The organism is Nocardia sp. NBC_01388, assembly GCF_045040085.1.
In the GTDB taxonomy this organism is placed as follows: Bacteria; Actinomycetota; Actinomycetes; order Mycobacteriales; family Mycobacteriaceae; genus Nocardia.
In genome coordinates this window covers 1087722-1100246 of record NZ_CP109553.1, presented here as the reverse complement: position 1 = coordinate 1100246, position 12525 = coordinate 1087722, and the positions used below count along the sequence as shown (strand labels likewise).

At 63.8% G+C, this 12525-nt stretch carries 10 protein-coding genes; 3 read left to right on the top strand and 7 right to left on the bottom strand.

The window, feature by feature from the left end:
* Window positions 1–25 precede the first annotated feature (25 nt).
* Together OG716_RS05175 and OG716_RS05170 are read right to left on the bottom strand one after the other, a co-directional pair.
* Window positions 26–697 (bottom strand): PaaI family thioesterase, encoded by a 672-nt coding sequence (locus OG716_RS05175; RefSeq protein WP_405136549.1) that lies wholly within the window; start codon window positions 695–697, stop codon window positions 26–28.
* A 2-nt stretch (window positions 698–699) separates the two neighbouring features.
* Window positions 700–1797 (bottom strand): amidohydrolase family protein, encoded by a 1098-nt coding sequence (locus tag OG716_RS05170; protein ID WP_405136548.1) that lies wholly within the window; start codon window positions 1795–1797, stop codon window positions 700–702.
* 127 nt (window positions 1798–1924) lie between these two features.
* On the opposite strand from OG716_RS05170, the gene OG716_RS05165 reads away from it, so the two are divergent.
* Together OG716_RS05165 and OG716_RS05160 are read left to right on the top strand one after the other, a co-directional pair.
* A complete protein-coding gene (locus OG716_RS05165; RefSeq protein ID WP_405136547.1) occupies window positions 1925–3274 on the top strand; it encodes an acyl-CoA dehydrogenase family protein in 1350 nt (449 codons plus the stop codon).
* A gap of 71 nt (window positions 3275–3345) precedes the next feature.
* Complete coding sequence (locus OG716_RS05160; RefSeq protein WP_405136546.1) at window positions 3346–4026, top strand: TetR family transcriptional regulator; 681 nt, start codon at window positions 3346–3348, stop codon at window positions 4024–4026.
* Between the two features lie 108 nt (window positions 4027–4134).
* Here the strand turns inward: OG716_RS05160 and OG716_RS05155 are convergent, their stop codons facing one another.
* From OG716_RS05155 to OG716_RS05135, 5 genes are all read right to left on the bottom strand, one after another.
* On the bottom strand, window positions 4135–5406 hold the full coding sequence (locus tag OG716_RS05155; protein ID WP_405136545.1) for an ABC transporter substrate-binding protein: 1272 nt from the start codon (window positions 5404–5406) through the stop codon (window positions 4135–4137).
* 76 nt (window positions 5407–5482) lie between these two features.
* Window positions 5483–6229, bottom strand: a complete 747-nt coding sequence (locus OG716_RS05150; protein WP_405136544.1) for an ABC transporter ATP-binding protein — start codon at window positions 6227–6229, stop codon at window positions 5483–5485.
* Complete coding sequence (locus tag OG716_RS05145) at window positions 6222–8966, bottom strand: ABC transporter permease subunit (protein WP_405136543.1); 2745 nt, start codon at window positions 8964–8966, stop codon at window positions 6222–6224. The genes OG716_RS05150 and OG716_RS05145 overlap by 8 nt, the downstream gene beginning before the upstream one ends.
* Window positions 8967–9640: 674 nt before the next feature.
* Entirely contained in the window at window positions 9641–10339 is a 699-nt protein-coding gene (locus tag OG716_RS05140) for a hypothetical protein (RefSeq protein ID WP_405136542.1), read from the bottom strand.
* Window positions 10336–11679: a phenylacetate--CoA ligase family protein gene (locus tag OG716_RS05135; protein WP_405136541.1), complete on the bottom strand. Its 1344-nt coding sequence runs from the start codon at window positions 11677–11679 to the stop codon at window positions 10336–10338. Before OG716_RS05135 ends, OG716_RS05140 begins: the two co-directional genes overlap by 4 nt.
* A 189-nt stretch (window positions 11680–11868) precedes the next feature.
* Here OG716_RS05135 and OG716_RS05130 point away from each other — a divergent pair, with 189 nt between their 5' ends.
* Entirely contained in the window at window positions 11869–12507 is a 639-nt protein-coding gene (locus OG716_RS05130; RefSeq protein ID WP_405136540.1) for a TetR/AcrR family transcriptional regulator, read from the top strand.
* The last annotated feature ends 18 nt before the right edge of the window (window positions 12508–12525 follow it).

Sequence of the window (12525 nt, the reverse complement as noted above, 5' to 3'; positions counted from 1 at the left end):
TGGTGCGACGCCTTCATCGCCCGGTCTACCCGACGGAGCCACGCTGAGTCTCCAACCACTCGTAGTGCGATTCGAAATGAGTGGCGGGCCGCGTGATCATGATTGCGTCGGCTTCAGCCACGATCGATCCCGAGCTCTCCAACTCCAATGTGGCTTTCACGAAGACCTTCTGGTTCTCGCGGCCGACGATCCGGGCCTTGCCGATCAACGCCCATTCGACCGGTACCGGGCGCACGAACTTGACCGTCAGGGTTCCGGTGACACCGAATTCCTTGTTCATGATCAACGTGTGGCCGACCAGCTCGTCCATCACGGCGGCTGTCCATCCACCGTGCGCCACCTGAGGGCCGCCCTCCTGTTCAGGGGGGCACACCACACGACTGATCACTGTCCCGTCGTCATCGAGCCGCTCGCTGTCGATGCCGAAGCGGCATCGACTCAGCGGACGACATCCGACACACAAACTCATCCCGCCCGGTGACTTCGGGGTGTAGAACATCGACGAAGGATCGTTGTGATCGACCGCGTCGGCTGAGTGCGTCGACGCGGTTGTCCCGTCGGTTTCGATCGATCTGATGTTGGACACGGCAGTCCTTTCGAAGCTGATTTGCCCGAACTCCCGAGCAAGGCGGGTGAAGTCGGATCGGAGACGATGACCGGCGCGCGTAGACGAAATCGCTGCGCGCCGGTCGTACAACGTTAGGCCGCGGCGGCGGGGAAGAGCTCCTCGAACGCGCCGTGCAGCACGCGGTCACGGATATCGGCGTCGACGCCATCGAAGATCGTGTGCAGTGTCTGCTGCGTGTGCCCGTAGGTACCTTCCAGGTGCGGGTAGTCATCCCCCCACAGCACATTGTCGTACGCAGTGTCCTCGATGACCTGCACAGCACTGATGTCGTGCTGGAACGAGGCGTACACCTGCTGTCGAATGATCTCGCTGGGCAACCGCGACAGCCGCGGCCGCACGAACATCCCGTGCTGGCGGTAGGCCTCGTCCATGCGATCTCCGATCGCAGGCACCCAACCGGCACCCCCCTCGGCCACCAGCAGCTTCAGATCCGGGTGCCGATCGAGCGCGCCACCGGCAACCATGTGGCTAACCACCCGCATACCGGGATAGGTGGTCTCCATGTAGTTGACCACCGCGCCGCCGGGGCCACGGTAGACCACAGTCTGAGCACCGGTGCCTATGTGGAATGTCAGCGGAAGACGCAATTCCTCGGCGGCCGTCCACAGCGGCTCCCACCGATCCAGCCCCCAGGCCCGATCGTCATCGATACCGCAGGGAAAATACAGCGCTCGAAAACCCATCTCGGCGGCGCGTTCAGCCTCGGCAACGGCGTGTCCGACGTCCATCAGCGGAATGATCGCGGGAGCGAACACGCGGTCTTGCTTACCCATCACCTCCTCCATCGCCCAGTCGTTCCAAGCACGCGCCACCGCGTTCTCCAGTTCCGCGTCACGGATATTGCAGGTCCAGAAACCCATCGACGGGAACGCGAGCTGGTTGCGCACACCCTCTTGATCCAGGTCCCGCAGCCGGATGTCGAGATCCCTGAATCCGGGCGGTCGCATCGCGTCCATGAAGTCGTTGAGCTGTCGATCGATCTGCGTGCCGTCGATGTAGATGATTTCGTATTTCTCGCCCCGCTCCGCGCGTGGCGCGCGGTCCGCGAGGCGCTTGGGCAGACGCGAAGTCCACAGATCCTCCGGCTCCATCAGGTGGGAGTCACCGGAATGCGCCCAGATCCTGTCGTCCTCTCGCGTCTCCGCGACGGCGTGCAACGCCTCTGTCATGGCCTCTCCTCGTTCGAGTGACGTCTCTGTCGATCCGCGAGAGCGGGTCGACCGCTACATACTTTACACTGTAACGAAAAGGGCAATCCTCTGTAGCAAACTTGAACGACAGCCTTTGGGAGGCGCGATGGAACCGACAACCAGCAGCAGGGCACTCAGCCGCGAACAGCGCGACCACTACCTCGCCACCTTGGACGCGCAGACCCTCTCGGCCCTCATGCGGTCCACCTGGACGTGGGACGACCGTGCCCTGCGGCGCAAGCTCAGCCAACTGCTCACGGGCCTCACCGCGGTTCGTGAGATTCGGGCCGGCGAGGTCGAATGCCCGGGTGCCGTCCTCGATGCAGCCGAGGCCCGCGTACTTGCCGCAGCGGGCGAGTTCGTCGCGGAGGTCCTCGGCCCGCAACTGCTCGTGGACTCGGGCAATAACTTTCGTGAACCTCTTCTTCCTCTCGTCCGGGCCACAGGTCACCTCATCGCGGAGGCCGCGCGGTCCCTCGATGTACTCGCGGTCGAGGTCACCGGGCAAGTGATCGAGCGCAATGAGACCCTGTCGACGATCGTCCCCGAGGAGCAGTGGGAGTCGACGGCATTCGGTCCCGATGCGACAGGTCTGGCGCAAGTGGCCTACTCGGCGGGATATACCCTCTCGCAAACCGACTACTTTCCTAGTGCCGCACTCGGCGCGCAGGTGTTCGCCATCACCGGCTCACCGACCGACGACACCGTGAACCTGCGGCGCTCGACTCTCGCAGCCGCAGAGAAGACCGGCTCATGGGATTCGGCACTCGTTCGGACACGGGCCACGGCGGCGGGAACCGGATGGCGCCTCACCGGCGAGAAGTGGTTCGTGCCCGGAGCCGCGGCCGCCGCAAACCTATTCGTCATCGCGCGCAATATCGGCGGACCATCGTTGTACCTCGTCGATCCACACGCAGTGGGGGTGACCATCGACGCGCTCAGTTCCCTCGACTCCGAACGGCCGCTCGCGCGCATCGGCTTCGTCGACGTCCCCGCCGTGCTGATCGGACGGGAGGGCGCGGGCGGCCGCATCATGAATCGCACGCTGGACCGGGCGACAACAGCACTCGCAGCAGAGCAGGTAGGTCTCGTCGACCGGGCGCTCAAGTGCTTGTCCGATGTGTTGCCGCGCTCGGGCGACAGCGAATCGTGGCGTGGCTACACGAGGAAACTCGCGGAGCTGGAACTGCTCCGAGCGGGCGCGACGGCACTGTGGAACCGTGCGGTACAACTGCAGGGCGGGGACGATCTCGAAGGCGCCGCGGTCGCCGCGGCAATGGCGCACATCGGATGCTCGAATGCTGCGCGGCAAGTGGCCCTGCGTCTCACCTCGGTGGCCGCCGACCTCGACGCCGCGGAGGTGGAGACACTTACGAACCGGGCCCGTAGTGCTGATCTGCTGTTCGGTGGCCCGGCACTCGCCCACGAGCGCCTGCTCGAACGTCTCGGAATCTGACTGTCGTGCGAGACACCGGCCGGGGCAGTGACACTCCCCGGCCTGTGCGCGCGAATAAGTACACTGCCGCTGTGGGATCAAGGGACCGTACCGTGACCGTCGACGGGTCTTCAACGTCGCCGCGCCGAGGCAGAGGTCGTCCTGCGACGCTGACCGAAGGCCAGATTGTCGACGCCGCATTACAGGTCATCAAGACAGACGGGCTCAACGCGCTCTCGATGCGCCGATTGTCCCAACAGCTCGGCCGCTCGCAGATGGCCGCCTACTCCTATGTGGCGGACAAGCAGGAACTACTCGACCTCGTGGCGCGGCGGACCCTCGCCGACGTCGACATTCCGGATGACTCCGATGGACCGTGGGACGTGCGGCTTCGTCTGCTCATCGACAGCATCGATGCTCGACTCCGGCAGCACCCCGGGATAGCCGGAGTGCTCCTGCAGCGAATGCTGCACTCCGACCGGCATCTGGTCGATGCCCTGATGGCGATCATGCTCGGTGCGGGGCTGAACGAAAAACAGGTGCTGCTCGCCTATGCGACGATCCACACCTATCTATTCGGGCGCTATCAAGTGGTTCTGGCCGATGTTTCCAGGGACGAGGTCGATCTGCCTCCCACCCTCGCGCAAGTGAGTTCCCATCTCGATGAACTCCACGGTCCCGATTTCTACAATTTCGGTATCGACACACTCATCGACGGACTCCGGGCCCGAGTCGTGGAAAACCTGCGTGCCGCGGGCCTGGACGGCACCTGATTCCGGTGTCTCCCATACAGTCCGACCGATCAACCGCCCGGCACGTGCGGCCGGCGCCACCATGCGCAGGGTGCCGGCGCGACTACGCTGCGCCAGCACCCGAAACCATCAGTGCGACGGCATGACGAACAAGCTGGCGTCGGTCCGCAGGACCCGGTAGTCACCGAGTTCTCCCGACTTGTTCGCGGTGGCCACGATGACATCGGTCGCACAGATATTCGCCGAGAGGGGGAAAGCCTGCCCGTTGCACTGGAATTCGATGCCGTCGGTCAGCGGGTAGGGCTGTGCCGGGGCCGAGTGCAGACCGTCCAGGACCGCCTGCCGTGTCACGTCCTGACCTTGGGACGCATTCAGCGCGCGCGCCAGCCCCAGCATCGGCTGCCAACCGCCTGCCGCGTTGGCGTCGACCCGCAGGCCGGATCCGTACTTGCTGATCGCTGCTTGGAATACCTTGACGTCCTTGGTGTTCGGGTCCAGATTGGCGGTGGTGCCAACTTGCACGCCCTCGAATCCCCCGGGAATGGAGGAGGAGATCGACGGATCGACGCACCGATCGTTGACGACAATCTTCGAGTTGCGATCCGCGGTCTTTATCGCCTTGAGAACGACACTGCAGAAGTTGGTGTTGCCCAGCACTGCCCACAAGCCGGGATCGTTGTGCTTCGCCGCAGTGATCTGCGAGGTCACGTCGGGGGTGCCAGGCGGTATCGTCACAACGTCCAACGCCGACCCCGCGTTGCCGAACGTCAGCTTGCCCAACTGGTTGGCGGCCCCGGTCGCGGTGGGAACGTCCAAGGTCACCATCGCGGCCTTGGTGACGTGATTCTCCTTCGCCAATGTGGCAGACGTGCCGAAGACAGCCGACACACCGTTCATAAGGCCGAACACGTTCGGGGAGGTCAGCGACTTCTGCGAGGTCGAGTAGTTCAGGAGCAATGGGACCCCCGCGGGTGACAACACATCAATCGTCTGGTCGACCAGACCGAGTGCCCCTTCGGCGACCGCGACAACCCCAGCGCCGATCATCTGATTGGCGCAGTCCGTCGCCGCGGCAGGGCTGCCCTTCGACTCACAGGTCTTCAGCTCGACCTTGTGGCCGCGCAATCCGCCGAGGTAATTGTTGATGTAGTCGACCGCGACCCGCGCGGCGGAGAGTTCGGCGCTGGTGTCGTACGTGGCGGCCTTCCCCTCGCTGATGAACCCAATCGTGACGGGTTCCCCGGTCGCGACGTTGGCAGTTCCGAGGACGGCAGTGTCGACATTGCTCGTGCCGGCGGAGTTGTCGCTACTCGAGCCGCACGCGGCGACAGTCGTGACGGTGAGAACCGCCGCTAGAACGGCACCTATGGCGTGCCCGTTGTGGTGAAGTCCGACCTTCATTTCTCTCCTTGTGGTGTGACAGACCAACGATGGGCCTGTAGGACGAAGTCGTCGTCAGCGATCGCGGACGACATGCTCATTGGTTGTGGGAGTGGACATCCACGCCCAGATATGCCTCGCGAAGTCGGTCCGGGTCCGCTCGCAGATCCCCCGCAGGTCCCTGCAACCGAACCTCGCCGTGCACGAGAACCAGTGCCTCATCGGCGATCTCGAGCGCCAGCCGCACATGTTGTTCGACCAGGACCACAACTGACGCGGTGTCGTCAGCGATCCGTCGCACGACCGGCAACAGCTCCTCCACGATGACCGGGGCCAAGCCCATGCTCATCTCATCGATGAGCAGCACTCTGGGCTTCTGCACCATCGCGCGAGCCATCGCCAGCATTTGCTGCTCGCCTCCGGACAGATCACCGCAGCGCACCTTCAGCCGCTTCCGGAGTGCGGGGAACAAGTCCATCGCCGCGTCGATCGCGCTTTCGTCCTTGCACGCGACCTTCAGGTTGTCGTGCACGGTCAGATCGGTGAAGAGGGCCCTGTCGTCGGGTACCAGGACCACACCGTTCCGGTTCGCGTGTCGTGGATCGCCGTTGACGAGAGGTGTTGTCCCAACGGTCACCGAACCACCGCGCCGCTTGAGAAAGCCGGCCATCGTATTGAGAAGGGTGGTCTTCCCCGCTCCGTTCGGTCCGAGAACCGCCAGTACCGTCGAGGACGGCAGCGCGAACTCGATATCGCGGGCGACGGTATTGGCGTGGTAACCCACCGCCAGACTCGAACATGCAAGAACGGGAGGCCCGGCCGGTGTGGAGGCTGTGTCAGGCATCGATCGACACCTCGCTTCCCAAGTACGCGGCGGCGACCTTCGGGTTCCGTCGGACCTCTGCGGGCGCGCCCACCGCGATGACCTTTCCGAAGTCGAGAACGTAGATCAGATCGCAAGCGCGGAAGATCAGGTCCATGTCGTGATCGACCATCAGCACCGCGACTCCCGAGTCGGTGATCTTCCGCAGACGCGCCCCGAGTCGAAGGCTCTCGTCGCTGTCGAGGCCGCCCGCTGGCTCGTCGAGGAGCAGAACCGATGGGTTTCCGGCGAGTGCACGGGCTATGGAAACGAGTTGGCGCTGGCCCTGGGAAAGCTCGCTCACCGGCCGTTCACCTGCCACACCGAGACCGACTACATCGAGCACCCGGTCGATGGACGCCGACGAAGTCGAGTGTTCCGCTCCGGCCCGTGCTTGCACCGCGACCTTCACGTTCTCGCGAACGGAGAGATCGTCGTACAACTCGAGCGCCTGAAACGTCCGGCCCAAGCCGTGGCGAATCCGCTTGTGTGGTGATTGCCGATCGATAACGGTCCCGCCGAGCTCCACCGAGCCCGTGTATTCGGAGAATCCGCAGAGTGCATCGATGAGCGTGGTCTTGCCTGCACCATTGGGGCCGATGAGCCCCACCAACGCACCGGCGGGAACGTCGAGTTTCACGTCATCGAGCGCGACGACCCCGCCGTAGTGCACCGACAAGCCGGTGGCGCGCAGGACCATCTCGTCCGAGACGGTATCGGATCGATTCCCGAACTCGAGGTCGTCGTGGTGCGCCATGATCACGGCTGTCCTCTTCGAGCGACGCCGTGCAATCCAGTTGTGAACCGGACCCATGAGTCCCTCCGGATTGACGATCACGGTGATGACGAGCAGCACCGCCGCGATCGTCGGGTACCACTCCCCAGCGCCGATGATCTCGTCCACGGCGATGTACAGCAGTCCATTCGTCGCGATCACACCGGCCAACACGCCGCCTGAAAGCGAGGTGACACCGGCCAGATACACCGTGGCGAAGAAGGCAACGGAGTTCATCGCGGAGAACGGTTCGAAGATCACCGACTGTTGCTGGTAAGCCAGCAACGCTCCCCCGAGTCCTGCGATAAACGATCCGATACCGAACGCGAACACCTTCACCAGCACCACGTTGACCCCCGCTGCGGCGGCGGACTTCTCGTTGGCGCGGACGGCGAGCATCTGCGAACCGAATCTGCTGCGCCGCAGCATCGCCACCGCGAGACACACCGCGGCGAGAACGAACAGACACACAATCCCGAAGGCGATCCTGGGATAGTCTGCGCCACCTCCGATTCCGAGATTCACCCCGAATATGGTCGGCGCCGGTGTGCTGACCCCGGACGAACTGACGAAGTCGGTGTTGCGGAACCACACCGCCTCGACCGCATAGGCCATCGCCAGCGTGACCACCGCTACCGCCAATCCGCGGATACGCAGAGCAGGCAGGCCGACCGCCACGCCGACCGCGGCGGCGATGAGGGCAGCTACCAGGGGGGCGAGCGGAAACGGCAGGTTCCACGAACGGGTCAGCGGCCCGACCAAAAACGCCGCAACGCCTGCGATCGTCAACTGGGCCAGCGAGATCTGCCCGGCGTACCCCGTGACCACGACCACCGACAACCCGATGATCGCCATGATCAGCGAGAGAATCAGGCCGCTCCGCCACCGATCGTCGAGCACGATCAGCAAGACCAACGCCGCCAGTGCCGCTGCTGTCGCACCGACGATCGGCCGGGTCGGCCGGGGAGCTGAGCCGAGTGCCTGTACGATCGCCGCGCCGCGCGAGGGTAATGGACGCGCCCGCACAACTAGCACGACCAGAATCAGCAGCAGCGGGATGAGTTCGGACAACCCCGTCGACGGCAATGCGGAGTACTGCGTGCTCAGGTACTGCACCCAGGACTGCGCCATACCGATACCGAGTCCCGCCGCCACCGCAACCACCAGCAGATCGAAACGGGCTACCACGGCGGCCGCCAACGCGGGAACGATGAACAACGTGTAGGAGACAGGCGCCAGAGACGTAATGGGAGCGATAAGGATACCGGCGAGACCTGCCACCACCGAGCTCAATATCCAGTTGTAGATGGCAGTTCGGTCCGGCGACAGCCCGCTCAGATAGGCGCCGCGTTCGGAGGAGGCAACCGCGCGAGTGGTCAGGCCGAAACGACTGAACCGCAACCAGATCACAAGCACGGTGGCCAGGACGACGACTGTGAGTGCCAGGTAGATCCGGTCGTACGGCAAGGCGAATTCGGCCGCTTTCCATACCCCGTCAGGGAAGATGGGATCTACCGTTACCGCCGCCGTCCCGAATCGCTGGGCGAGGAAGGCCGGCACCAACAGTGCGATCCCGAGAGCGGCCACCGCCTTGGCCACCGCAGGCGCGGTGCGCAGCGGGCGGAACACCGCGACGTAGAGGAAGGCGCCGAGCGCCGCGGCCGCGACCATCGCCAGCGCCAACGCGGGCCACTGCGCCATAGGGCCGCCGATATTCACCGTGGCGGGAAGGCCCGGGATCGGGACCAGCAACTCGCCTTGGCGCAGGTACGCGTAAAAGTAGGCCGTGAGAAGCGCGATTGCTCCCGCGCCGAAATTGATCACTCCTGAACTTCGGTAGGTCAGCACGACCGCCAGCGCCAACGCCCCGAAGACCGCACCGCTACCCAAGCCGAGGAGCAAAAAAGTCAGATGCTCCATCCCCACTCCGATCCCTCGATTCATGCCCGAATTTCAGGGCTATGCGAATCGACAAGCTTAAAAAGATGATTGATTTAGATGAATGTACGTGATGCGGGACACACACACAAGACTCGCCCGGCTGCCGCACGACCCACGGGCAAAAATTGAGCAAACCTGATAGTTGGACACCGACAACGGATCCGGCACCACAGTGCCGTCATGGTCGGATACGACAGTCGCGCAAGGGTTGTCACCGCAGAACAGCATGCGCACGGCTGCCGCGCCGACATGTCTCGGGGAATATGCCGAGCGCCGCAGAGAGGTACCGGAGCGGCGTCAGACACGCAGATGAGGGCGACGCCGCGGTCCATGGGTGGCGCATTCAGTGGGTCTGGCAGCGGCGCCGACCTACTCGCGCAAGATGGCGGACGCGCAGGAGGGCATCCGACCGGTTGTGCTGCAGCAATCCGCCGATGCCCATCGGTCCCGGATCAACTCTTCGAGAGCGGACAGCAGGTCATATCGCGCTGGGCAACCGCGGTTCGAACTCGAGACGAACAGACAATGGGCGAAGGTGTTCCATGGTCCAGCGGACCAACCTGACGGAACGGGCGGCCGACCGACCGAGGATAGAGCGTGACCTGTCGAGGTCGTTCCGAATCACGCCCTGCCACGATGCCGTCGACGACCACCTGCGCCCCTCGCACCCGCTCCGATCAGTCGATCCGGATTCGGCTTCCCGGCAGCCCGCAGGCGCAGGGCGCTTCATCGACGGTTCCTGTCGAACGCAGGGCGATCTCACGTCCGCGGTATACGCGCTCGCCGACGACCGAAAGTTCGAGACCAGACGAGCCGGAACTGATCCGCCACTCATCATGGTCAAGATGAAGCCCGGTCCTTGCGGGACACTCGACTGCGAACGCCGGGCCCAGCATCGCCATCTCGGCGGGGAGCAGCCCTGCGCCGCGCAGGGGGTCGAGCGCATCGCGCCGCGCCCAGATCGTCGGCACCTCCCGCAGCAAGCCGGCCGCCCGATCGTCGGCGAGCAGCGCGTCGGCCGTCTCGCCAGAAAGCCCGAGTATCGCTTTTATCGGCAGGTAGTCGAGCATCGTGGTTACCCGCCGCGCATCCCAGGAATACGGCTCAGCATTGCTGAATACCACTCCAGCCGCACGGAACGCGGTGACCAGGGGCCCGAACCAGGGCCCTTCGGAGTTGCGCGCGGTCAACAGGACGTGGTCGCCCCGCTCGATTCCCCAGGCCTCGATCACGCGGTGCGCCCAGGCGGTGTCGCGTTCGACTTCAGGCCATCCGATCTCGAACGCGACATTGCTGCCTTCGCGGACAAACAGTCCGATCCCCGCGAGCGCGGGATTCCGCCCGGCCATTGCGAGCGTCATCGACTTCCGGCTCATGCCTTCACCACCCTGGGAAACTTCGCCACACTCGAACTGCGAGACAGCAGGTCATCGACCGGAACCAACTGGATTTCGGGAACCACCCCGACCCTGGTTTCGACCGCGCGCTGCAACCGTCCGGTCAGATCATCCAGGTCCAACTGGTCAGTAGGTTGATAGCCAACCCTCAAGGACAGCCGCGACGCGACCCGAGATTCACGAATGATCTGAAACATCCCGTCAAGGGTCTCCTGCTGCGACTCGATCGCTTTCCATACCTCGCTGAGCACGACAGGTTTGCCCTCGACCACAGTCTCATCGCCGGCACGACCGATCAGCCACTGCCGGGTGTGGGTGCGGCCGCATCCGCAAACGTCACGATTGAACCGAACCAGGTCGCCACTGCGAAACCGGATCAGCGGTGCCGCCCGGTTATCCAGATCGGTCGCGACAAGTTCACCGATTTCACCGTCGCCCACGGCCCGGTCACTCTCGGTACTCAAATTCTCCGGCAGGACCAAGTCCTCCCACAGGTGGTAACCGTCGTGTTCACGACACTCCCACGCGGTTCCGGTGTCACCGGCACTGGAGTACATGAACAGCTCGACGCCCCATTCATCCCGTACCCGGGTAGCGAGTGCGGCGCCCAGTGGCTGCCCGGCGAACGCCGCGCCCTTGAGCGAGGAGAATGCCTCTCGCAGCTGCTCCGAACTCGCGATGCGCTCCAGCTCCAGCACGGTCGGCATGATCAGTTGCAGATAGGTCGGCTTGAAACGGCGTAGGGCGTCGAGAACCTCGGCACCGTGACCGATCCATGAATCGACGTAGATCGGGACGAGGCCCATCTCCTGGAAAAATGTGTCGAAAAAGCCGCGGAAGGCCCCGCCCGGAACGAGGATGCGATCACCGGGGCGGACCCCGACCTCCCACAGGTCTCGACCCGAGCAGGCGGGCAACGGAGGCGCCGAGTCCCAGATCTCCGGAATCAGCTCGGGCGCACCCGTAGTGCCTGAGGTGGACATGATCGAAGTCAGCGCGCTGCTCGGCACCTGCAGCAAGCCCGCGAACGGATCGCCGGTGCGGTCACGGTAGGCGCGCAGATCGTCCTTGGAGAATGTCGGGATCAACTCGATGAAGTCGTCGTAGGTACGCACCTGCCCCGGATGCACCCCCGCCGCCGACCACAGTTCGCGGTAGAACGGCGACAGCTCATAGGCTGCCGGCACCATCTCCAGCAAACGCTGCTCCTGCAGCGCACGCAACTGTGCGCGCGGCATCGTTTCGATCTCCGGCTGCAAGTACCGGCGGTTCGGGTCGTCCACGCTCCGCTCGAGCGTTTTGGACCGGGATTCGTCCACGTTAGCCATCCTTCGCAGGTCAGATAAGTCAACTAGAGACTTGGATCACAGGGTAAGCAGAGCGAGACGCCGCAATCCAGGGAACAACGTTCCCGATCGATCTGGCCCACCACTCGGCTATGTAGTAGAATCATCTATAGAATTTATCCACGATAGCCGTTCCGCATTCGGCTGAGCAAAGGTGCAGAGTTGCAGCCGTCCGTCATCACGTGTCACGAAGACAGAGTTCGCCCTGTCGGCCACCAATCGGTAGCGCGAGACGCCGAAACGCGGAAGATACTCACTGCGGCGTGGAAAGTTCTGCAGCGTTCACACTTTCGATCACTCAAGGTTCGCCAGGTGGTAGCGGCATCCAACACATCGACGAGCAACTTCTATCGCAAATTCCCGAGCAAAGCCCATCTGCTGTTGGCACTGCTCGAAGACGAAGTGCACCTGGTCGACCGGCAGTTACGGGAAAGCATCGATGCGTCCGCCTCCGTCGATGTGCAGCTACGGACGTGGTTGCGATACCACATCGGCGCGATATATGACCGGGTTCACGCACAGCGGACACGATTGTTCCTGGACCAGGACCTGGTCGATGTACTTCCCGAGCAGGTCGGGTCGCTACACGGCATCCTCGACAACCTGCTGGCCGAGATCATCCGCCGAGGCGTCGACAATGGCGAGTTGCGCCCGGGCGATCCCGAGTCCGACGCCAGGTTTGTCGGATATTTCCTGCGCGGACTACTGACGCGAGGCCTGGACGGCGGGCTCCCGCCCGACGAGGACGACCTCGTGCAGAGCGCACATGAATTCGTCTTGCGAGCTCTCGGAAATCACTGAACGAATACCGAAAATATC